The sequence below is a fragment of the Chamaesiphon minutus PCC 6605 genome, assembly GCF_000317145.1.
In the GTDB taxonomy this organism is placed as follows: domain Bacteria; phylum Cyanobacteriota; class Cyanobacteriia; order Cyanobacteriales; family Chamaesiphonaceae; genus Chamaesiphon; species Chamaesiphon minutus.
In genome coordinates, this window is sequence record NC_019697.1 from 3125454 (window position 1) to 3148333 (window position 22880).

Sequence of the window (22880 nt, forward strand, 5' to 3'; positions counted from 1 at the left end):
AGAGTGGGATTCTTTTCTCAACACTGAGTTTCGGAAAATGGGGTCGATAAAATCCGATCGATCTTCCCTACACTCCTACTGGAAATGATATTCTAATATAGGTGTAGATAAAAATACTTTATAGGAATTACTCTAATGCAGACTAACGATTTAGGTTTTGTCGCCAGCCTTTTATTTGTGCTCGTACCGACGATTTTCTTAATCATTCTCTATATTCAAACCAATAGCCGCAATACTGGTGCTGATTCCTAGAGCATTGAATTTCAATTTTGTCCAAAAAGACTACTAGAGACAATTTCTAGTAGTCTTTTTGATGTCCGAGTACTGGCCTCGATCGGCTAACAAATATCTTAGATCGAGATTTCTAGTTTTCGCCAACCTTGGAGCTAGGCATTGAGAGCAGATCTCGACAATCTATCGGGACTACGATGCGCCGATCCAGATAAACATACCAGGCATAGTGTCAGGTCGGCGTTGAAACCCAAATTTTTCATACATACTCGCAGCACCTGCTGCTGCCATTAGACCAAAAAATGTACCGGGCTGAGCGATCGAGAGTACATAATTATGGATTTTTTTAGTGATTCTATAACCGATCCCCCGACCTTGATAATCTGGTAAAACCATCACATCTTGAAGGTAAAAATAGAGATAGCCATCTCCAACGACACGTCCATATCCAACTACCAGATCGCAATCGATCGCGCACACACTATATAAAGAATTTTGAAGAGAGCGTTCGACAATTGTCGCTGAATGATTGTGCCAACCTACAGATGCTCTCAAAAATTGATATTCACTTACCGTTGGAATCCGTTCGACAATTTCGACAATTTCGGATGACATTTTACTACAACTCCCGATCGCGATCGTCATCTTTCTACATAGCTGCAATATCTGTTAACCAGATAAAACAAACAGGGATAAAAGTCGATCTCTCGTCCCTTTACCCCTTGCCGCTTTCGATTTTAGATAGTTCCTAAGCTGTTACTAACTCTGGACGTTTGCTATTGCGAATGCCTTTAATCGCTTCAGCATAATCAGGCGCATTAAATACCGCCGAACCAGCCACGATCGCATTGGCACCAGCGTCGATAACTTGCCAGCTATTATTCGCCTTGAGTCCGCCATCGACTTCGATCCAAGGGTCTAAACCGCGCTCGTTACACATTTGACGTAACTTGGCAACTTTGGTAACCGCACTCGGAATAAAGCTTTGACCGCCAAAACCAGGGTTGACGCTCATAATTAGAATCAAATCGCACAATTCGAGCACGTATTCGATTAGCTCTAATGGCGTACCGGGATTGAGAACTACACCCGCTTGTTTGCCCAATTCTTTGATTTGTCCCAAAGTCCGGTGCAAGTGAGGAGAAGCATTGTGCTCGGCATGGACGGAGATAATATCTGCGCCAGCTTTGGCAAAATCAGCTACATATTTTTCTGGTTCCACGATCATCAAGTGGACATCCAGGGGCTTTTTGGTATGAGGACGAACTGCTTCGACAATCAGGGGGCCGATAGTAATATTTGGTACGAACCGTCCATCCATTACATCAACGTGAATCCAGTCCGCGCCAGCGGCATCCACAGCCCGAATTTCTTCACCCAAGCGGCCAAAATCCGCAGAAAGGATGGACGGGGAAATCACCAAGGATTTTTGGCTCATAGTTACTATATGTCTCCTGAGAGTTAAGTTTCAGTAAAAATTTTAACAATTTCTACAATTTTAACAGGGGTTAGGGATCGATCGCATAAGTTGCTAGTTATGACCGAGCGATAATCCTGACGCTACATAATGCACTCGGCGATGAGTGTAGTTGTTCACTTGGCTGGCATCAATCCTAATTGCTGCATTAGTGCTAGCAAATTGCACTCATACCACCACTCAACAATCTTACTGTTAGAAATTTTGAGCAAGGTAAAATCATTGATTTTGGCATGTTTACCAGTAGGTGGAATGCCTAAAAATTCGCCTGTATGGGTGCCTTGGATTGTGGTGCGATAGACCACTTTTTCGCCTTCGGCGATCGTCTCCTCGATCGTCTGCTGAATATCTGGAAATCCTTCAAACAAGCTGGCATTAAAGGCTTTATTTGCTGCTAGTCCCACAATTGGTTCTGGGGAACTGTTGAAATGATGAATGACATCTTTACTCATTAATTCATCCCAAGCCTGTTGCCAATTAGGATTGGTGCCCCACCCTGCTGTCGCGAAACGGAGGGCGATCGATTTGTTTTGTTCGATTTGAGTCATCATCAAATTACTCCTTCAACTTACAATACATTAGTGTATGGTGAGACTGTAGCAACCTCATTTGCCAACGTCAATACATAGGTGTATGGAAGTATCCAATCCCAAATTAGGGCGACAAGACTGGTTGAATGCGGCACTAGACACCTTTATGGCTAAGGGCATCGAAGCCGTCAAAGTTGATGCGATCGCCAAATCGCTCCAGATTACACGCGGTAGTTTTTATTGGCATTTCAAAAATCTCGACGATCTGTTGAATGCGATCGTCCAGGAGTGGCAGGCTGTCAATACCGAAGCTGTCATGCACCAAGTCGAAGCCGAAGGTGGCATACCAAGTCAGCGGTTATTGCACCTATTTAAAATTGCGGCGGAAGATGACGATCGATTAGAGAAAGCAATGCGCATCTGGGCGATCCACGATATCCGAGCCGCCGCCGCGATCGAACGCGTCGATCGACAGAGACTAGCATATCTTCAGCACTTATTCTTACAAATTGGCTTCTCCCCAACCGATGCCGAGGTACGCGCGCAAGTGGCTTACTCCGTCCGCCTGGGGTGGTTCATCATGGCATTGCCCACCACTCGATCGAAACGCCTGACTGAAATCCAACTCGTTCATACGATTTTGACTCAACAATCATAGGGATAGGTGGATCGTAATGTCCTTTCCCCTAAAACCTAAAGCCTAATACCTAAAATCTCTCGATCGCCAGATAACGACAACAGCCAAATTTGAAATACTGCAAATAGGGATCTTACTGCACGCTTTCCGAGTCGTTTATTTCTAATTAAATCATGGTGCAAATTTGGCTTCAGATCGGTGTAGTCGGGATGATATTGGGCAGCCTAGTATTTGGCTTTGGTGCGAGTCGGGCCGCAGATCGACGATGGCAGATTCTATATACCTTGAACTTTTTTATCTGTCTGATTGCTGCGGGACTGTATCTAGCAATGTCTCTAGGGTTGGGCTTTCAAGTCATTTACGATCGACCGACATTCTGGGTCAGATATATAACCTGGTTTTGCTCGACACCTTTACTGATCCTCGATCTAGCGTTTCTGGGTCGCACTAATTTACCCATTACCTGTAGTTTGATTGGCGCGAATGCGTATATGATTGCAACTGGTTTTGTCGGTGCAATTACACCCAAACCAATGAATCAAATCTGGTATCTGGTCAGTTGTGGTGCGTTTATTGCTACGCTTTATCTATTGTTAAAGCCCTACCGCAGCCAAGCCGAACAGCACTACCCCCATGCCAAACAAGTATTTCGGAAGCTGTTAACCGCGCATGTCGTGCTATGGACTTTGTATCCTGTCGTCTGGATTTTGGCGGCGACTGGTTTGGGAGTGCTCAGTCAAGGGTACGAAACGATGGGCTACACGCTGCTAGATTTAGCTTCTAAGGTCGGATTTGGATTTTTATCGCTCAACTCGTTATACCAGCTAGAATCGCAAAAAGTTTAAAAAATTGATGGCTGATAATTGATAATTAGGAGTGTAGCGATCGCATCCCAACTTTTAGTTAGCTGATGAAATTTCTTCACCGTTCCGATTTATTCTGTTGGTCTGAGTTCAATTCCGAACGCAATATTGATTTTCATAGTATTGCCTGGATTCGAGCGGAGGGGAATGTTCTCATCGATCCGCCGCCCCTATCTGGAAACGATCTGGCACATTTACAGTCGTTGGGTGGTACTAGCTGGATTGCGATCGCCAATTCCGACCATATTCGCGCCAGCGAGGAACTTGCTGCCAAAACAGGTGCCCAAATTGCGGCTCCGCAGGGCGAACGCGAAACATTCCCCATTGCTGTCGATCTCTGGTTGGCTGATGGCGATGCCATCGTCCCTGGGCTAGAGGCAATTGCATTACACGGTTCTAAAACCCCTGGCGAGTTGGGTCTTTTGTTGCAAGAAACTACCTTAATTACTGGCGATCTCGTCAGAGCGCATCGAGCTGGCTCGCTGATGTTATTGCCAGATGCTAAGTTATCCAATCGCGAGCTAGCACTGGCTTCGGTGCGAAGATTGGCAAAGCTAGACCGAATTGAAACGGTGCTAGTGGGCGACGGCTGGCATATCTTCCACCAGGGACATTTACAACTGCAAGCATTGTGCGCTCAATGAAGTTAGCAAAAAAAGAAAGAGCGTTATTCCAAAGAATAATGCTCTTTCAACGTAAAACGATTGCTAATGATAATTATTCAAAATCATCATCATCCTCGCTGTCCCCAGGCGGTGCCCAATCGAAATCATCTTCATCATCGGAGCTACTGGCTTTGACTGTATCGCCGTAGAGTCCAGCAAATTCGTCCTCCTCTTCTGGACTAGAAGGCTTGACAATCGATAAGCCACCGAGCATTGGATCGTCGAGATCGTAGCTACGGGCGGTGCGATCGTCGAGAATCATATCCTCATCGCTGCCGAGGGTGCCATCGTAGGCACCATACATGCCTGGAGAGCCATAATCATTGTCCATAATCGGGCTGGAGAAGTTGGAGTCTTCATAGGCGTTGAAGCCAGTACCAGCAGGAATCAGACGACCGATGATCACGTTCTCTTTCAAGCCGCGCAACCAGTCTGATTTACCTTCGATCGCGGCTTCTGTCAGGACGCGAGTGGTTTCTTGGAAACTTGCAGCCGAGATGAAGCTATCGGTATTCAACGATGCTTTGGTAATCCCGAGCAACATTGGCGTATATTCAGCCGGAGCTGCACCAGTAATCGACATCGCTTCGTTGACCTGTTCGACTTGGCGGAGTTCTTGGAGTTCTCCCGGTAACATGGTGGTATCGCCACCATCGTCGATGCGGACTTTGGAAGTCATCTGTCGGACGATCACCTCGATGTGTTTGTCGGCGATGTCGATCCCTTGAGATTGATACACCGATTGAACTTCATTTACTAGGAAGGCTTGGGCTTTTTGCAGGGCGAGTAACGCAGCTTCAAAGACGCCATTATCTTCGCGGAAGTGGTTGAAGTAGACTTCGAGGATTTCGTGTGGGTTCAACTGTCCATCCGTAAGCAGGTGTCCTGCTTTGACTTCATTTCCATCCGATACGAGTAAGTTTTGACCGGGGCCGAGGAAGTATTCTTCGACTGCGCCACTAGCATCGATGACTTTAATCTCGATCGGCTCGTTATCGTCACCATAAACTACAGAGGCAGTACCATCGCGACGGTTGAGGATACAGGCTTCTTTCGGTTTGCGGGCTTCGAGTAATTCCTCGATCCGAGGTAAACCTTGGATGATATCTCCGGTTTTCGATCGCTCGAATACCAGTAGTACCAAGTTATCGCCCCGTTGGACGAGATCGCCGTTGTCAATATGCAGGATTGCTCCTGGCGAGACGCGATAGGGACGCGCCATCCGTAAGATGACTTGGGAGTCAGTAACTTCCACAACTTGACCGGATTCGGGACTAGCGAGACCTTCCGCGAGTTGGCCGCCTGCTACTACTAGTTTGCCGACTTTGACAGTCGGTTTAACACCATTAGTTTCGACGAGCGTCCGATCGGTATCGCGAACTACGAGTACTCGCCGCACAGATTCAGCCCCTTGGCGAATCCCACGCACGATCCCATGATGTTTACAACGAATCTCCGTCCGAGCGACAACTGCACCTGGTGCGATTTGTTGGCCATCGGTAACCAGAGCTTCGGTATATGTACTACCACCCAAGTTATCACCAGCAGTATCGCGCCGGATCGTTAGCGATTCGAGAATCACTAGTTGAAGCCGGAGTTCGCCAGTATCTTCGTCTTTAATCAGTTCGATATCGGCAGCCAGTTGGGGAGTGCTGGTAGAATCCATTTCCAACACCAGTTGGGTGCGGAGGAGTTCGACCCCATCCACAGATTTGACGCGTTCGCCATCTTTGTAAGGTACGCGTTGCACCGCTCGTAACTCGATCGTGCCTTGGGCACCAGCCTGATTGACAGATGCTTGGGATGGCAGATTGGGTTCGTCAGGAACTTGGTATTCTACGACGGGGCGGATCAAGAGTGCCGAACCTTCAGGAGTTTCGACGTATTCTAGATACCGCAGTTCGGTCAGTTCTTCGAGTTCGGGAACGGGTTTTTGACCGGGATAACAGATCGTACCGCTGACTGACTGTCCGGCTTCGGGATCGTCGAGCAGGTGCAGATCGCCAGGTTTGATCGTAATTTCCCGCAAGATGTCATTTTTCTGCACGACTTCGATAATCCCGCTGATACCGCAGAAGATATCGCGAATGACTTCGGTGCCTGCTTCGACATACTGCCCATCTTCGACGTTGAGCAGGGAGATGTCTTTGTTGACTTCATGGGACTCTTCAGGAATCCACAGAATTGTCCCACCTTGGACGACCTCGTAGCCCTGTTTGGCTTTACCTTTTTTCTGGACATCTAGTCCGGCAAATTTGACAATCCCACCCGTGCGCGTGCGATAGCGATCGTCTACCAATTCGGCAACGGCAGTGCTATTTTGGACTTTGGTTCCAGGTGCGGTCAGCAGTTGGAAGCGTTGATTGTCATCGGTGACGATCGCATATTGTTCGCGACCAGACGTGGCATCGACTTCGACTTTAGCGCGATCGAGCGACACGGATGCCGTGATAATATCGATCTCCCGTTCGCCGCGCAGTCGGACGACACCACCGCTGACCGAAATCAAGCGGGTTTCAGCCAAGACGCCATCGACAGAGATCCGATCGTCGTTTTTGACCATCGGTTCGGCACCAGGTGGTAAATTATAAACTTCGCCCGATAGTACCCAGATCAAACCACCACGTTGAGCGATCCGCGTCATATTACCTTGTCGATCGGTTTTTTCTTCCGGTACGATATCGGCAAATAAAACTTCCCCAGCCAGATCGGAGGCAACGTCTTTTGTTGCTTTTTCAGTGGAGCGGCCACCACGACTCAGCGCGATTTCTGCGAGCAGATCGCCAGATTTAACTTCCGCGCCATCGGGTACCAGTAACAGCGAACCAGGGGTGAGATTAAAGACCTTTTTCTTCCCTTTACCTTTAGGTTCGACGATCAGATCGCCATTGACTTCTACTTGTTCGCGGTCTTCTCCGTGGCGGGTGCGGACGGCACGCACGCGGAGATTGGAGAATTTAACAGTACCATCGTGTGGAGCACGAATTTGTTGCTCGACTTCGCCTGTAAATACCCCACCCGTGTGGAATGTCCGCATTGTGAGCTGGGTGCCAGGTTCGCCGATCGATTGTGCGGCGATAATCCCGACGGCTTCGCCCAAATCGACCAGGTGTCCGTGTGCCAGACTCCAACCATAGCAGAGTTGACAGACCGATCGAGCGGCTTCACAAGTTAGAGCCGATCGCGCGAAGACCGATGTCACGCCAGCTTTGGTAATTTCTTTAATTAGATCTTCACCTAATTCTTGGTTGCGAGTGCCGATAACTGCTTTGGTTTCGGGATGCAAGACATCCGCCGCTAAGACGCGTCCGTGCAGCCGATCTTTGAGCGGAATCAAGACGCGATCTCCATCCTTCATTGCTTCGACAACCAAGCCGCGAGTCGTGCCACAATCATGTTCGCGGACGATCACATCTTGGGATACGTCTACCAAACGACGAGTCAGGTAACCAGAGTCAGCCGTCCGCAATGCGGTATCGACCAGACCCTTACGCGCACCGTATGAGGAAATAATATACTCGGTTACCGTCAAGCCTTCTTTAAAGTTGGTCTTAATTGGTAAGTCGATGATTTCCCCTTGGGGATTGGCCATCAAACCGCGCATTCCGACGAGCTGACGAACTTGAGACAGGTTGCCCCGCGCCCCAGAGAATGCCATCATATAGACGGAGTTGAGCGGATAATTTTCTCTAAAGTTAACTACTACTTGGTCTTTGAGGCTTTCAGAAGTGATGTTCCAAGTATCGATTACTTTTTGGAACCGTTCGACTTCTGTAATCTCGCCGCGAGTATATTTAGCTTCGGTTTCATCGATCGTATTTTCGGCAGCTTCCAGCATTTCCCGCTTGATCGGCGGAATCTTTAGGTCATCGATACTGATCGATACCCCCGCTCTAGTGGCAAATCGGAAACCCAATTCTTTGAGTTTGTCCGCCATCTGCGCTGTCCGAGCGGTACCATAATGCCGGAACGACCAAGTAATCAGCTTTTTCAACTGACCTTTATCAACCATCCGGTTGTTAAAAACGATCGGCTTTCTCTCTTTTTCGCTCATGATCTAGGGGATAGAGGTTAGGGGATAGGGAATAGGGTACGGAGGGGTAAAGGTTAAGGGGTAAGGGGTAAAGGGTAAGAACGAAACACTCGGTTTCTATTCCCTATCCCCTATCCCCTATTCCCTACTCCCTATACCGAGAGGACTTCTTGAATGGTCTTGTTGTAAATAATCCGGCCTGGGGTGGTATAGATATATTGAGAGAGCAGTTCACCTGTGCTGGTTTCGCGAATGCGGCGGTATTTATAGAGTCTGGTGGTCGTACCGTCGCCATTGTCGATCGTTTCTAATGGGTCTTTTTCTTCATCGTCGGATTCCATTAAACCGTCGTATCTGACCCAGATAAAGCTGTGGATATTCAGCTCGCCGCGATCGTATGCACGAACGGCATCGTCTAGATTGGCAAAATAGCGATCGGTTTCGGCGAGTTCGGGATTCCGAGCGGTCAGATAATAACAACCCAAGACCATATCCTGAGAAGGTGCGACGATCGGCGAACCCGTTGCTGGTGAGAGAATGTTATTACTCGCCAACATTAGCAGTCGGGCTTCGGCTTGAGACTCCAAGGACAACGGTACGTGAACCGCCATCTGGTCTCCGTCGAAGTCGGCATTAAATGCTGGGCAAACTAGCGGATGGAGTTGAATCGCGCGACCTTCGACGATAATCGGCTCGAAGGCTTGAATCCCCAAACGGTGCAGGGTTGGTGCCCGATTCAGCATCACTGGGTGTCCGGCGATGACTTCTTCGAGGACATCCCACACGGTTGGATCGCCACGTTGGATCAGTTTTTTGGCAGCTTTGATATTATTGACCAAGTTGTTTTTGATCAACCGATGGATCACAAACGGCTGGAATAATTCGATCGCCATTTCTCTAGGCAATCCACACTGGTGGATTTTCAGTTTTGGCCCGACGACAATTACCGAACGTCCGGAATAATCGACCCGTTTACCGAGCAAGTTCTGCCGGAAGCGTCCCTGTTTCCCTTCGATAATATCGGATAGGGATTTGAGGGCGCGGTTATTGGCACCGACTACGGTTCTACCGCGTCTACCGTTATCGATCAGCGCATCGACGGCTTCTTGAAGCATCCGTTTCTCGTTGCGGACGATGATTTCGGGTGCTAAGATTTCTTGCAATCTCGCCAGACGGTTATTCCGGTTGATGACACGGCGATAGAGATCGTTTAAGTCCGAAGTCGCAAATCGACCGCCATCGAGTTGCACCATTGGGCGCAAATCAGGGGGAATTACAGGCACGTAACTGAGAATCATCCATTCGGGACGACTACCTGTCGCGATGAAGTTATCGATCACCCGCAGGCGTTTGATCAACTTGGCGCGTTTTTGACCCTTGGACTCGCTAATCTGCTCGCGGAGCTTTTCAGCCTCTTCTTCCAATTGCAGGTCTTCTAGGAGCCGCTGGACGGCTTCTGCACCAATGCCGACTTCGACTCCTTCGAGTTGAGAGTCTTCACTATAGATCCGTTCTTCAATTTCTAACCACTGTTCTTCAGTCAGCAGTTGTTTGTAACCGAGAGTATCATCGTTACCTGCGGCCAAAACAACATAGGAGTTGAAGTAGACGATTTGTTCGACATCGCGCAAGGGCATATCGAGCAGGATGCTCAAGTAGCTGGGAATCCCTTTGAGGTACCAAACGTGAGCCACTGGCGCAGCTAGTTTGATAAAGCCCATCCGGTGACGGCGCACGCGGGATTCGGTAACTTCAACTCCACAACGTTCGCAGACGATGCCACGATGGCGCACCCGTTTGTATTTACCGCAATGGCATTCCCAATCCTTGGCAGGGCCAAAAATCCGTTCGCAGAACAAACCATCCATTTCCGGCTTCAATGTCCGATAGTTGATGGTTTCTGGTTTGGTGACTTCGCCAACTAATTGTCCGTTGGGTAAGTTCCGCGAACCCCACTCTCGAATCCGATCGGGTGAAGCGATCCCAATCTTAACGTAATCAAACTTGGTTTCTAGCTTTTGACGCATAATTAGGCTTTAGGGATTAGGCTTTAGGGATTAGGCTTTAGGCTTTAGGGATTGGGCTTTAGGCTTTAGGGCAGATCTTAGGGGAACGCGCCGCGTTCCGAACCTAAAGCCTAAAGCCTAACACCTAACACCTTCTTAGACTTCTTCGCTATCATCTCCACGAGCAAAGGATTCGTAGGTGGGGCGAGATGGGGCGCGGCGGGTGTTGACATCGGCCATCAGATCGACTTCGACGTCGCGGCTGTCGCCGTCGGGGGTCTGTTCGACTTTGTGGACGGCGATATCTAGTCCGAGGGATTGCAACTCGCGCATCAGTACTTTGAAGGATTCGGGAGTACCGGGACTCGGGATGGATTTACCTTTAACGATCGCGTTGAGGGCGTCGTTACGACCTTGCATATCGTCGGATTTGACGGTGAGCAATTCTTGGAGGGTATACGCCGCACCGAATGCTTCGAGTGCCCAGACTTCCATTTCTCCAAACCGTTGACCGCCTTGTTGGGCTTTACCACCAAGGGGTTGTTGGGTCACCAAGGAGTAAGGGCCTGTAGAACGCGCGTGGATCTTATCATCGACTAAGTGGACTAGTTTGAGCATATACGCTTTGCCGACCGTTACGGGTCGATCGAATGCTTCGCCCGTGCGTCCGTCGTAAACAGTTGTTTTACCCGGCTCGTTTTTATCGAAAATCCACGGTTTATCCTGTGCTTTGGCTGCTGCTTTTAACTTGCCATGAACTGTCGTCCGCGAAGCTTCGGGGGCATACATTTCATCGAATGGCGTGACCTTAAACCGCATGTTTAAATTGTGTCCCGCCCAACCGAGCAAGCATTCAAATACCTGACCGACGTTCATCCGCGATGGTACGCCCAAGGGGTTGAGGACGATATCGACGGCGGTACCGTCGGGGAGATAGGGCATATCTTCGACAGGCATAATCCGAGAGACGATCCCTTTATTACCGTGACGTCCGGCCATTTTATCGCCGACTTGAATTTTGCGTTTTTGCGCTACATAGATCCGCACGACCATGTTTGCTCCAGGTGGGAGTTCGTCGCCTTGTTCGCGGGTAAACACCCGAACATCGACGACGCGACCTTTTTCACCATTGGGGACGCGCAGGGAGTTATCGCGGACATCGCGGGCTTTTTCACCAAAAATCGCTCGCAATAGTTTTTCTTCTGGCGGTTGATCGGATTCACCTTTGGGAGTTACTTTACCGACGAGGATGTCGCCAGATGTCACCCAAGCACCCTTGCGAATAATGCCCGTTTCGTCAAGGTTTCGCAATGATTCTTCACTAACGTTGGGAATTTCGCGGGTAATCTCTTCGGGGCCGAGTTTAGTTTGTCGTGCCTCGATTTCAAACTTCTCGATGTGGATACTGGTATAGAAATCCTGGGAGACCAATCGTTCGCTAATTAGGATCGCATCCTCATAGTTGTAGCCCTCCCACGGCATATAAGCAACCAGAATATTCTGACCCAAAGCCAGCTCGCCGCCTTCGGTTGCCGAACCATCGGCTAGGACTTGACCTGCAACTACGCGATCGCCGATTTTGACTAACGGACGCTGGTTTAAGCAAGTATCCTGGTTAGAACGGTGATATTTTTGGAGCAGATACTTCTGCGTCCGACCATTATCACCACGAACGTCGATCGATTCTGCTTCGATAAAGCTGACCACACCATCGAATTTTGAGACAACTACCATCCCAGAGTCGCGAGCGGCTTGGACTTCTAGCCCAGTACCGACTAACGGACGTTCTGGACGCAGTAGAGGTACCGCCTGACGTTGCATGTTAGAACCCATCAGGGCGCGGTTGGCGTCATCGTGTTCGAGGAAGGGAATCAACGACGTTGCGACCGAGATAATCTGTACGGGTGAAATTGCCACATAATCCACCTGATCTGGTGTCGTCGTGGTAAACTCGTGCCGATACCGGACGGGAATCGTCGAACCTAAGATATAACCATCCTCATCGGTGGTAATATCCCCAGGTGCGACCCGCAGATCGTCTTCTTGATCTGCTGTCATGTATTCGGCTTCTAATTCTCGCTTGACCCGGCCATTTTCGACAGGTAAGAAGGGAGTTTCGATAAATCCATACTGATTGACCCGCGCGTGTGTCGCTAGCGAACCGATCAGTCCAGCGTTGGGGCCTTCAGGTGTTTCGATCGGACAAATCCGCCCATAGTGGGAGGTGTGAATATCGCGAACCGCAAAACCCGCCCGTTCTCTGGTCAAACCACCAGGTCCTAATGCTGAAAGTCGGCGTTTGTGGGTCAATTCCGCCAGGGGATTGGTTTGATCCATAAACTGGGACAGTTGCGAGGAACCGAAAAATTCCTTAACTGCGGCAACTAGCGGTTTGGGATTGACCAAACTGGCTGGGGTCAAGCTGCTAGTCTCCGATACAGTCATCCGTTCGCGGATGATCCGCTCTAGACGGTTCAAACCGACCCGAATTTGGTTCTGGAGCAACTCACCAACCGAACGCACGCGACGATTGCCTAAGTGGTCGATATCATCGACGCTACCGATATCAAATTCCAGATTGATCAGATAATCGATCGCGCACAAGATATCTTGCGGTGTCAATACCCGCACGGTATCGGGCGTAGTTAGGCGCAGCTTGCGATTTAATTTATACCGTCCGACTTTACCCAAATCGTACCGCTTGGGGTCAAAGAAGCGCGAATCTAGTAATTGCTGACCGCCACTGACAGTAGGTGGCTCGCCCGGACGGAGCTTTTTGTACAGCTCCATCAAAGCTTCTTCTTCGGACAAGTTGCCTTCTTTATCGATCGTCTTTTGATAAAATTCGGGGTGACGTAACGAGTCAAAAATCTCGTTATCGGTCAATCCCAGAGCTTTGAGCAATACCTGCGCCGACAGTTTGCGCGTCTTGTCGATCCGCACCCAGACGATATCATTTTTATCTGTCTCAAACTTCAACCACGCACCCCGGTTGGGAATCAGCGAGGCACTATAAGTTCTACGACCGTTTTTGTCTAACTCGGACTTATAATAAACTCCAGGCGATCGGACGATCTGATTGACAATTACCCGCTCGGCACCGTTGATAATAAAGGTACCGCGATCGGTCATCAATGGTAAGTCGCCAATGAAGACATCTTGCTCGATGATTTTGCCTTTATCTTCTTTATTAATTAATTGCGTCGGCACGTACATTTGCACCGCGTAGCTGGCATCGCGTCGCTTGGCTTCATCGACATCGTACTTAGGCCGCTTGAGCTTATAATTTTTTGCCAAGAACCGCAATTCTAGTTTGCCAGTGTAATCAGTAATCGGCGAAAAGCTATCTAATTCTTCGATTAAGCCTTCTTCTAAAAACCAACGGAAGCTAGAACGCTGAATTTCTACTAAATCCGGCAGCATGTAAGTGGATGCGGTAGTAGTAATCTGACTAGTCATGATATTCCTCTTGTAAGTGCGTTCTCAACAGCAATCGGTTATTTGAGTTATTCAGTGCCAAGTCGTGGCATGTTAAGTTCGGTATTCTAAGCGATGCCGCTGTCGTGGGTCATCCCTAAGCGTCAACCGAGCGAGCAAATTGAGATTATTCATAACTTTCCCCTAGCAATCGATAACCTTGTGGCGAAGATGTTCCTGTTTGTATGCGATCGAAGACGATCGGGTTTCGCGAGCTTGGCATAGATAGCATCTTCGTGGTCAAAATAGCTTAAGTTGAGAGGTCGCGTAACGTAAATTAAAAATAGTAAATATAATTGACTAACACAAATGACTAGTTAATTGCTGACAAAACTGGTAATCTAAATAATTGTCGGGCGTTTGCTGTCGTAGCATCAGCGAGTAGATTTAGACTTTCGCCCCGCAACTGCGCCAGATAGCTAGCTACATGAGAGACAAATGCAGGTTCGTTGCGTTTGCCGCGTTTGGGTACGGGTGCGAGAAATGGGCAGTCAGTTTCGACCAGTAGCTTGTCGAGCGGTACCATTTGTGCCGAAGCTTGGATCTGGGTCGCATTTTTAAAAGTAACCACGCCACTGAAGCTAATATAGAACCCCAAATCTAAAAACCATTGGGTTTCGATTGGAGTTCCAGACCAGCAATGCATGACACCTCTAACTTGCCCAAATTCCGACCAGAATTCTTGGCAAACTTGACGCATCTGGCTAGCTGCATCCCGACAGTGAATAATTACAGGTAAATCTAAATTTTTGGCGATCTGAAGCTGCGCTCGAAAGACGTCGATCTGCCACTGACGATCGTCGGCCTTGAAAAAGTCCAAACCCGTCTCGCCAATAGCCACTACTCGGTTGTCGCTAGTTGCCACTTCCCGAATTTGTCGATCGAGATCTGGTTGCCACAAGCTAGCATCTAAAGGATGCAAGCCGACAGAAAAGAACAGTTCGGGAAACCGATCTGCTAATTTCTTGGTCTTGGTAACTTCGGCTGGCGTGACGCAAGAATGTACGAGCTGTACGACTCCACTCGTCCGCCAGCGATCGCGCACTGCCTCTAGATCCGCCTCGAAAGCCTCAAAGTTGATATGAACGTGAGTATCAATTAGCTGCATTTAGCACAGATTAACTGGTTTCGTGGGCGTACCCGGACTCGATAACCCCACAGGCGACGACTCACCTCTGGGGACATAGCGTAAGTAATTACCGCTTGGCAGAACTAACCTGAGTTTAGGCAGGCTTCAGGACTTTAGCCAGACGAGCTTTCTTGTTAGCACCGTTATTGCGATGCAAGACGCCTTTTTGGACGGCTTTATCGATCTTTTGATATGCTTCAGACATACATTTTTGCACTTCAGCCGACGATTCGGCTGTAGGAGCGGCAGTATGTTTATCGACGGCTGTGAAGTATTTCTTCATCAACGTCCGTACTGCTGATTTATGAGATTTATTCCGAAGCCGATTCCGCTCGGCGATTTCGACACGTTTGATTGCAGACTTAATATTTGCCACAGTTAGCCCTGGGAAAACTCGCGTTTAAAAATTGACATAATGTCAGACATATTAGCATAGCACGAACGAATAAAATTTTACAAGCGATTCCTTGTAAAACCTTATAATCATGCTGAGATAGATCGCTAGAATACTCGCCCCTAGCCCATTTAGCTCTGAAATGATGTTGGTTGTGGATTGGCTTGAGTAGATTGCTAGTGTCTAAATACCATCATAATCGAAAATAGTCGGATTTCAAGTACGGAGACGATCGAATTACTCACATCTTGCACCAGTTTAAATATACTAGTATTAAGCAGCGGAAATGAGGGTACCGTTTCTTGCTCCCAGTCTCCGAGTCTCCCAAAATAGTATAGACCCAGGGTACCCACAAGGGGCACCCCTACAGATTAATTGCGTAGGGGTGCCCCTTGTGGGTACCCGACTTTCCGTATTGGTGCAAGATGTGAGACTATAAAGTCGATTACGGCAACTGCTGAAGTCTCACGGCGGCGTCAGCATATTCTTTTTCCTTGCCAGCTTTTTTGGCTAATTGAAGGGTCATCTCAAAGTCGGCTTTGGCTTTGGCTTGATTGTTAAGTTCCTGATGTAGAATGCCGCGCTCGTAAAACTGATAATAACTGCTAGGATCTAACACGATCGCCCGATCGTAATCGGAGATCGCTTGTTCGCGCTGGTTCATACTGGCATACAAGCCAGCGCGAGACATATACGCATAAGAACTCCGCGCGTCCATTTTGATGGCGGCATTAAAATCTTGCATGGCTTGGGCTTTATTCCCTTGCTTGATTCGCAAATACCCTCTGGCAATCCAGGCTAGAGTATTATCGCCTTGCAACCCGATCGACTCATTCAAGTCAGCGAGCGCCTGTTGGGTATTCCCTAACTCCTCCCAAACGCTAGAGCGTTGATAATACGCCTCAGCCCAATTAGGCTTGAGTTTGAGAGCCTCACCAAAGTCGGCTAAGGCACCCTGTCGATCTTGAAGCTTGCTGCGAACTTGCCCGCGTTCGTTGTAGCTTTCTGCCGTAGGTTGTAGCTCGATAGCGCGATTGAAATCGGCTAAAGCATCTTTGAAATTATCTGCCGCACTGCGAACTTTGCCGCGCTCTAAGTAAGCCACCGCATTGGACGCCCCATCGCCCAAATCTTGACTGACATTGCTGCTGACTGTTGTCGATGGACGAGTTGCCAGCAGGACTGCCAAGCTAGCCACGATTAATCCCAGACTGATGCCGCCATAGAGTTTGATGTGCCGCCAGCCAGATGGTTCTTGGGGGATGGGTAGTTGCTGCGTCCGCTTTAATGGCGATCGATTCTCGCTACCAGCGACTGCAACAATGGGCTGTAAGGTGGTTTTGGCGAGGGGTGAGGAGCTAAATCGCGCAGCACGTCTGCGGCGGACTGATATCGCTGTTTGCGATCGCTACACATCAATTTATCTAAGATCGCACCCAGATTGTCACCGATCGATTGGTTGACATAATTACGCCAGTTTTTAGTCCAATCGTTAGCTTCAGCGGGAGAACCTTCTTCCATCAACTGCGAGACAATCTGGTAAGGACTGATGCCGCTCATCAGATAAAAAGCCGTCACGCCCAGACTATATAAGTCGCTGGCTGAATAAGCTTTCCCGCCCCAAAGTTGTTCTAATGGCGAATAACCCAACGAGCCGATACTCGTCCCCGTTGCGGGATTGGCTTCCATTTGCTTAGAGATGCCAAAATCGATGAGGACAAGCTTGCGATCGGCATGTCGCCGCATGATATTGTACGGCTTAATATCGCGATGGATGACGCCCTGTTCGTGGACGACGTGCAATATCCCTAATAAATCTTGAAGAAAATCGCGAATCCGCGCTTCGTCATACAAACCGTACCGATCCAGTTCCTCAGCCAAATTTTCGCCAGCCACATACTGCTGGACGAAGTATAAATAACCCCCCTCTGAAAAAAATGCCAACAGCGCGGGGATTTGTGGATGCTCGCCCAAACGTTGGAGCTGCTTGGCTTCATCGCGAAACCTGAGTTTTTCACTCTCGGTGTCGTTGCCAGCATAGGGCGCAAACTGCTTAATGACACATTGCTCGCCAAATTTTTTGATATCTTCAGCTAGATAAGTTTTGCCAAATCCACCCCGTCCGATCGATTTGAGCGGTTTGTAGCGATTTTCTAGCACCACCAAATCGATGCCACATTGCGGACAAGAGTTAAGATCCGGTTCGCAAGGTGGATTTTGGCAACTAGGGTTGAGACAACAAATCATGAATTTGCAAAACTTTGAGAGAAGGCAGAAAATAGCAGCGATAACCTGTCGGTGCCATTAGAGCTGCACTTTGCTGACGGTTGACTGGATTATCTAAAACAGAATTGTCATTATTGCAAATCCTAACATCAGACTATGGTGGTTGATGTGCGTATTTCAGCCGATCGAGGCAGTTGGCAGTTGGGTAGAGGTTAAAATAAAATAACCCTGCCTTTGGAGAGGACAGGGTATCAAACTATTTAATATCTAGGCTTAACGACGAGACATCGACATCACGATTCGGAGCACGTACCAGAACAACAAAGCCACCGAGGCAAACAGCGATAGAGCCGCTGCCACATATTGGTCTTTGCTAAACTGGGTCATAATTTGGGACGTATCGTAGAGAATTGCTGCCATTGCAAATCCCACCATTAACACTGAGAAAAATAACCCCAGTTGAAAGCCAAAAATCACGCTACAGATAATCAATCCCAACGCCACGAAACCGCCAATTTTGAGCGCGCCACCCAAGAAGGTGAAATCTTTACCTGTAGTCAGAGCGACTGCTGTCAAACCAACAAACATCAAAGCCGTGAGAATCCCCGCAGTCGGAATCACTGTCGGATCGGATAAGCGACTGGCAATAAAGATCAGCGGCGCAAATAACAGTGCTTCGGCGACGACATAAATCCCCAATCCGAGATATTGCAGCGAGACGGAATCAGCTCTATTAGCCAATCCCCGTGAGAGCCAACCCAACAGCGAAAAACCAGCCAATACCGCCAGCCATGTCATCCCGCCTGTCAAAGCTCTAGCTAAAGTCTCTGCAATCCCCGACTGAACAAGGAATGTCTCGATCGCGATAAATGCACCAACAGCACCAGCTAGATGGGCGTAAGTTTTTCTAATAAACTCAGCCCGTTCGCGAGGCTGTTCTTGGGCTACAACGTACATAGATTAAACCTCTCAAACTATCGATTTTCTGGGTTCGCTGCCATGCGAATGACTACAATAATATAGATTCAGTTGCAACCGTTCCAATTCCGGAAAGTTACCAAAGATTGGCTGCGATCTTCTTTCTCGATCTTAGCTAATTTCGATCGAATCCGCCATCGGCCTTATTGAATCTACACTGTCTGAAAACATTGCAGATTTAGGTTTAAGCTGTGTGGCTATAATCGATCGACTAAATCCGATCTCGGCTTGGAGAAAACTAGTTGTAACAAGAGCATTGCTGTCGATTTTAGTTAAGTTATGCCAGACAAAAAAGCCAAGCGTTTATCGATTATTTGCCTATATTCGAGCCATTTTCTCCAAGTCTAGCTATTAGGTAATTTCACGGATGCCAAGCGGTGAATCTCTATTAGTTAGTGCGGATAACCGTGCAGATCGATCGCTAATACTATGCGGCAGAAATTAACCAACCATTTCTTTCCCCGCTCCCCGCTCCCCGCTCCCCGCAAAATAGTAACCTTATTTACGCCTTAGACTACTAGTCATGTTTTGCTGGGTAATTTCACGCAGATCGATCGCCAAATATCCTCACCACAGCTCGATTGCTGCTATCTAAAAGTTCCGTATCGATCCCGATGCCAAATCTCGATCGCATCGAGCATAATTGTAAAAGGTGAGCCAAGTACTTACCAAATCTAAAGTTGAGAATCTGAGATCCATAGAGGTTGTAAGGCTGTGTGGGGTTGGGAATTTGACTGCATTGCAATCGCTCGATTTGTCTCCAGGCATAGCTTCACACTATTGGTAGCATATCGCCTGGAGCATCGGTGCGATCGCCGAGTAGTCGCTACCACTGGCAATTTAGCAATGGCGACGCTACTGCCATGACTGGAAGCAATGCTAAGTGAATGCTAAAATAGTATCGAGCGGTACTAAAATTAATTAGCAATAAATAATAATGAAGTTAAGTTTTCGTCGGACGATCGCAGGTTACTTGTTAACTGCGCTGCTGGTAGTGGTGTCACTATTCATGACGAGCATTTATCCCTCAGCAGCACTAGCAGACGATTTTACGAAAGCAACTTTGGAAAATGCTGATTTTTCGGGCAAAGATTTGACTTCATACGAGTTTACGCAAGCTAGCGTGCGCAATGGTAAATTTATTAATGCGAATCTCACGGGTGTCAGCTTGATTGGGGGCAACTTTGACTCGGCAGATATGACTGGAGCAAATTTGACAAATGCTTTGTTAGATACGGCAAGGTTTACCCGCACCAATTTTACTAATGCGATTTTAGTCGGTGCTTTTACTTCGGTAACTAATTTCGACGGCGCAATCATCGATGGTGCAGATTTTACCGATGTATTGCTGCGTAAAGATATTCAGAAGAAGTTATGCAAGGTAGCTAAAGGTACTAATCCGACGACGGGGAGAGATACTAGAGAGTCACTGGAATGTCCTTAGTTTGACTTAGCTACCCCTAAAGGTGCCTACGATTGAAATCGTGGCTAGTGATGCAAAGTCCGCCTATGCGGACTAAATATTTTTTAGATTAACCGATCGGTAGTTGTTAGCGATCGAGATTTAATTCAGCTTTGATAGTTATTCTCGGTTTACATGAAAGATATTAGATCTGTAATAGTCACATTTCGCTGCTTCTCTAATTCTTGAAGACGTTTTTGAATATTGATAAATGATTGATAATATTCGACTTTTTTAGCTAAATCTTCTGGATCTTTGCTCTGTAACTTGTTAAGATAATATTTGCGTTTTTGTTCGCAGGCGAATTTCTCTAGACAAGCGATCGCGGCTCGGAGTACCAATGGCGATCGCTGAATTTCCTCAGCGGTATGTTCGTCGAGGTTAAACAAATGTTCTACTCGCGAAGCTCGTACGCGATCTTCAACGAGTGAATCTTGCAACTTAGAAATCAATCGATCGTCTAAATAATCGATTTCTTCCGGTTGGGAATCTTGATATCCCGATGAAGATCGATTAATTATCTGTTCCCACAAAAAGCGATGATGAGATAACGTAAAATTCAAATCTGCTGAATCTAGTGCATCGATAATTGTCAAGCGGTGAATGGGATAATGGAGGTAAATCCGCAGTAATAAACCCTCAGCTCTTTCGATGAGTCTTTGATTGGGATGAATGCCAACTGGTGCAATTTCTAATTGTTTTTTATCCCGTTCTTCTGTCTCGTTACCGTAATTAACTTCTTCAATTTGCTCTGGATAATCGATTACTTCTAGTGTGGAATATTTACTGCTTTGACGTTGTCCTTCTTCTATAAAATTGAATCTATTTGCAGGTAAATTAGTTTCGCCATTTTTTGATTCTGGCAATGGTTTGAGTCCCTTAATTGCTGTCTGCAAAGTTTCAATTAATAACGGAACCATTCGTGCATCATCAGCACTTAATAAAAGTGCCGATTTCTTGAGGTAAATAGTACGAGTAGTTAAATCAGTGATATTTTGCAGTATTTTAATAATTGTTTGGTTAGCATCTTGATATTGCTCTGCTTGAGTGAGATCTTTTCCTTTTATGGCTTTTTCAATTTGCCAATCTAACCATAATGGAGCACGATTTAGCAATTCTAAGTACTTTTCATGACCATTTTTTTTCAAAAATTCGTCAGCATCTTTTCCTATTGGCAAGTCGTCAGCATTCTTGCCTGCTGATAAATTGACAACTCTTAATTGTAATTCATTGTTGTAGGCTAAGTCGAAAACTGCACCAATAGCACGTTCTGTAGCAATATTACCTGCTTTATCCGCATCAAAATTGAGGATAATTTGTTTTGATTCGGTAAACTTAGCTAACTGCTTAACTTGCGCCAAGCTTAACGCCGTACCGAGTGCCGCAACCGCACTATCGATTCCCGCCGCATGGAGTGCAATTACATCAAAATAACCTTCAACTACAACAGCTCGATCGGTTTTACTAATTGCATCTTTAGCTCGATCGAGTCCATATAACGTGTTACCTTTATCGAATAATTCTGTCTCTGGCGAATTGAGATATTTCGGCTGCTCGTCGCTCAAAGTCCGTCCGCCAAAACCAATAACTCTACTTCGTAAATCGCAAATTGGAATCATCAATCGATCGCGAAATCTGTCATAATAACTATTACCATCTTTACGCGCGATCGCCAGTCCTGCCGATACGATCGCTTGCGGTGGAAAGTTCTTTTGTTCGATCAGATAATTTGACAAAGTTTCCCAACCAGCAGGCGCATAACCGAGCTGAAAACCCTGAATAGTTTCATCGCTAAAAGTTCGTTCTTCTTTTAGATAGGTAAGAGCTTTTTCTCCTTGAGGCTGATTGAGTGCGTGCTGATAAAAACTAGCCGTTATCGCCATGATTTCATACAACTGCTCCCGCTGCGACAATCGCCGCTGCAACTCCTGACGCTGCTCCGGTTCTAATGTTTGAACGGGAACCTGATATCGCCGCGCTAAATCTAACACAACTTCTGTAAACGACTGCTTCCCTAATTCCATCAAGAAAGTAATTGCATTTCCACCAGCCTGACAACCAAAACAGTAATACATCTGCTTGGTAGGACTAACCGAAAAACTCGGTGATTTTTCTTGATGAAACGGGCAAGAACCGAGATAATCTTTCCCCCGTTTTTTCAGCACAACATGTCCGCCGATCACCTCAATGATATCAACTTTGGCTTTAACTTCTTCGATCGTATCTGGGTGTAAGCGGGGTATGTCCATGAATTAGTCGATCGTTGATAATTTATAATAGATCTGTAGGTTGGGTTGAAGAATGAAACCCAACATTTCTAGGGTGTTGGTGTGTTTGTTGGGTTTCGCTATCGCTCTACCCAACCTACTAGTTTTCTAGCAAGCATCAAGCAAAATGGAAGAATTCAACATTAGAAATACATTGCTACTAACTTTGCAATTTGCATTATTGCGGGAAATCACACCAAATATTAGAGGTATAACTTGCGGATGGGATGAATCTAAAATTATGATTAACTTCTATTTTGATGGTGAATTTACTGAAGATGAACAAGAATCAATGGAATGTGTCGCCACTGAAGTAATAGCTTCTATTCCCAAGCTCACAATTGAGGTCGAATGTAAACGAATAGATAATCCTAAGTCACTCGATCCATATAAATTATTAGACTGGGTATACTTAAGAAAGGAGTAAATGTAGCGTGGGTATTTTCCACTATCCAGGTTTCAAGAATTAAAATCAAATTATTTACTCGATTTTACCAAATCAAAC

18 protein-coding genes are annotated in these 22880 nt (G+C 47.1%); 6 read left to right on the top strand and 12 right to left on the bottom strand.

Annotated elements, in window-relative coordinates; genetic code table 11:
- The first annotated feature begins 135 nt into the window (after positions 1-135).
- Positions 136-252: a photosystem II reaction center protein PsbM gene (gene psbM, locus CHA6605_RS14360; RefSeq protein WP_015160172.1), complete on the top strand. Its 117-nt coding sequence runs from the start codon at positions 136-138 to the stop codon at positions 250-252.
- A 171-nt stretch (positions 253-423) separates the two neighbouring features.
- Here the strand turns inward: psbM and CHA6605_RS14365 are convergent, their stop codons facing one another.
- From CHA6605_RS14365 to CHA6605_RS14375, 3 genes are all read right to left on the bottom strand, one after another.
- Entirely contained in the window at positions 424-846 is a 423-nt protein-coding gene (locus CHA6605_RS14365) for a GNAT family N-acetyltransferase (protein ID WP_015160173.1), read from the bottom strand.
- A gap of 133 nt (positions 847-979) precedes the next feature.
- Positions 980-1669, bottom strand: a complete 690-nt coding sequence (gene rpe / locus CHA6605_RS14370) for a ribulose-phosphate 3-epimerase (RefSeq protein ID WP_015160174.1) — start codon at positions 1667-1669, stop codon at positions 980-982.
- 155 nt (positions 1670-1824) lie between these two features.
- Positions 1825-2259, bottom strand: coding sequence for an ester cyclase (locus CHA6605_RS14375; protein ID WP_015160175.1), 435 nt, complete (start codon positions 2257-2259; stop codon positions 1825-1827).
- Between the two features lie 82 nt (positions 2260-2341).
- Between CHA6605_RS14375 and CHA6605_RS14380 the strand changes: the two genes are divergently transcribed.
- The 3 genes from CHA6605_RS14380 (at position 2342) to CHA6605_RS14390 (ending at position 4382) form a co-directional block, all read left to right on the top strand.
- Positions 2342-2896: a TetR/AcrR family transcriptional regulator gene (locus tag CHA6605_RS14380; protein ID WP_015160176.1), complete on the top strand. Its 555-nt coding sequence runs from the start codon at positions 2342-2344 to the stop codon at positions 2894-2896.
- A 152-nt stretch (positions 2897-3048) separates the two neighbouring features.
- Entirely contained in the window at positions 3049-3720 is a 672-nt protein-coding gene (locus CHA6605_RS14385) for a bacteriorhodopsin (protein ID WP_015160177.1), read from the top strand.
- A gap of 65 nt (positions 3721-3785) precedes the next feature.
- The gene (locus tag CHA6605_RS14390; RefSeq protein ID WP_015160178.1) at positions 3786-4382 is read left to right on the top strand and encodes an MBL fold metallo-hydrolase; all 597 of its coding nucleotides are present in this window, start codon (positions 3786-3788) and stop codon (positions 4380-4382) included.
- A 73-nt stretch (positions 4383-4455) separates the two neighbouring features.
- On the opposite strand, the gene CHA6605_RS14395 is transcribed toward CHA6605_RS14390, so the two are convergent.
- From CHA6605_RS14395 to CHA6605_RS14430, 8 genes are all read right to left on the bottom strand, one after another.
- Entirely contained in the window at positions 4456-8457 is a 4002-nt protein-coding gene (locus tag CHA6605_RS14395) for a DNA-directed RNA polymerase subunit beta' (RefSeq protein WP_015160179.1), read from the bottom strand.
- Between the two features lie 131 nt (positions 8458-8588).
- Entirely contained in the window at positions 8589-10463 is a 1875-nt protein-coding gene (locus tag CHA6605_RS14400; protein ID WP_015160180.1) for a DNA-directed RNA polymerase subunit gamma, read from the bottom strand.
- Between the two features lie 135 nt (positions 10464-10598).
- A complete protein-coding gene (rpoB, locus tag CHA6605_RS14405; protein ID WP_015160181.1) occupies positions 10599-13901 on the bottom strand; it encodes a DNA-directed RNA polymerase subunit beta in 3303 nt (1100 codons plus the stop codon).
- Positions 13902-14232: 331 nt separating this feature from the next.
- Entirely contained in the window at positions 14233-15027 is a 795-nt protein-coding gene (locus CHA6605_RS14410; protein WP_015160182.1) for a TatD family hydrolase, read from the bottom strand.
- A gap of 115 nt (positions 15028-15142) precedes the next feature.
- Positions 15143-15424: a 30S ribosomal protein S20 gene (gene rpsT / locus CHA6605_RS14415; protein ID WP_015160183.1), complete on the bottom strand. Its 282-nt coding sequence runs from the start codon at positions 15422-15424 to the stop codon at positions 15143-15145.
- Positions 15425-15887: 463 nt separating this feature from the next.
- The gene (locus CHA6605_RS14420) at positions 15888-16640 is read right to left on the bottom strand and encodes a tetratricopeptide repeat protein (protein ID WP_015160184.1); all 753 of its coding nucleotides are present in this window, start codon (positions 16638-16640) and stop codon (positions 15888-15890) included.
- Positions 16641-16726: 86 nt separating this feature from the next.
- Complete coding sequence (locus CHA6605_RS14425) at positions 16727-17689, bottom strand: serine/threonine-protein kinase (protein ID WP_015160185.1); 963 nt, start codon at positions 17687-17689, stop codon at positions 16727-16729.
- A gap of 252 nt (positions 17690-17941) precedes the next feature.
- Entirely contained in the window at positions 17942-18625 is a 684-nt protein-coding gene (locus CHA6605_RS14430; RefSeq protein WP_015160186.1) for a Bax inhibitor-1/YccA family protein, read from the bottom strand.
- 958 nt (positions 18626-19583) lie between these two features.
- Between CHA6605_RS14430 and CHA6605_RS14440 the strand changes: the two genes are divergently transcribed.
- Complete coding sequence (locus tag CHA6605_RS14440; RefSeq protein ID WP_015160187.1) at positions 19584-20090, top strand: pentapeptide repeat-containing protein; 507 nt, start codon at positions 19584-19586, stop codon at positions 20088-20090.
- 149 nt (positions 20091-20239) lie between these two features.
- Here CHA6605_RS14440 and dnaG read toward each other — a convergent pair whose 3' ends face one another.
- On the bottom strand, positions 20240-22357 hold the full coding sequence (gene dnaG / locus CHA6605_RS14445; protein ID WP_015160188.1) for a DNA primase: 2118 nt from the start codon (positions 22355-22357) through the stop codon (positions 20240-20242).
- Positions 22358-22502: 145 nt separating this feature from the next.
- On the opposite strand from dnaG, the gene CHA6605_RS14450 reads away from it, so the two are divergent.
- Positions 22503-22802, top strand: a complete 300-nt coding sequence (locus tag CHA6605_RS14450; RefSeq protein ID WP_015160189.1) for a MafI2 family immunity protein — start codon at positions 22503-22505, stop codon at positions 22800-22802.
- Positions 22803-22880 lie beyond the last annotated feature (78 nt).

Bases quoted from the DNA above. Each gene is read 5' to 3' on its own strand.
- CHA6605_RS14400 (WP_015160180.1), bottom strand. From the start codon at position 10,463: ATGCGTCAAAAGCTAGAAACCAAGTTTGATTACGTTAAGATTGGGATC.
- CHA6605_RS14450 (WP_015160189.1), top strand. From the start codon at position 22,503: ATGGAAGAATTCAACATTAGAAATACATTGCTACTAACTTTGCAATTT.
- psbM (WP_015160172.1), top strand. From the start codon at position 136: ATGCAGACTAACGATTTAGGTTTTGTCGCCAGCCTTTTATTTGTGCTC.
- rpoB (WP_015160181.1), bottom strand. From the start codon at position 13,901: ATGACTAGTCAGATTACTACTACCGCATCCACTTACATGCTGCCGGAT.
- CHA6605_RS14375 (WP_015160175.1), bottom strand. From the start codon at position 2,259: ATGATGACTCAAATCGAACAAAACAAATCGATCGCCCTCCGTTTCGCG.
- CHA6605_RS14425 (WP_015160185.1), bottom strand. From the start codon at position 17,689: ATGATTTGTTGTCTCAACCCTAGTTGCCAAAATCCACCTTGCGAACCG.
- CHA6605_RS14365 (WP_015160173.1), bottom strand. From the start codon at position 846: ATGTCATCCGAAATTGTCGAAATTGTCGAACGGATTCCAACGGTAAGT.
- CHA6605_RS14440 (WP_015160187.1), top strand. From the start codon at position 19,584: ATGAAGTTAAGTTTTCGTCGGACGATCGCAGGTTACTTGTTAACTGCG.
- CHA6605_RS14395 (WP_015160179.1), bottom strand. From the start codon at position 8,457: ATGAGCGAAAAAGAGAGAAAGCCGATCGTTTTTAACAACCGGATGGTT.
- CHA6605_RS14430 (WP_015160186.1), bottom strand. From the start codon at position 18,625: ATGTACGTTGTAGCCCAAGAACAGCCTCGCGAACGGGCTGAGTTTATT.
- CHA6605_RS14385 (WP_015160177.1), top strand. From the start codon at position 3,049: ATGGTGCAAATTTGGCTTCAGATCGGTGTAGTCGGGATGATATTGGGC.
- rpe (WP_015160174.1), bottom strand. From the start codon at position 1,669: ATGAGCCAAAAATCCTTGGTGATTTCCCCGTCCATCCTTTCTGCGGAT.
- dnaG (WP_015160188.1), bottom strand. From the start codon at position 22,357: ATGGACATACCCCGCTTACACCCAGATACGATCGAAGAAGTTAAAGCC.
- CHA6605_RS14390 (WP_015160178.1), top strand. From the start codon at position 3,786: ATGAAATTTCTTCACCGTTCCGATTTATTCTGTTGGTCTGAGTTCAAT.
- CHA6605_RS14410 (WP_015160182.1), bottom strand. From the start codon at position 15,027: ATGCAGCTAATTGATACTCACGTTCATATCAACTTTGAGGCTTTCGAG.
- CHA6605_RS14380 (WP_015160176.1), top strand. From the start codon at position 2,342: ATGGAAGTATCCAATCCCAAATTAGGGCGACAAGACTGGTTGAATGCG.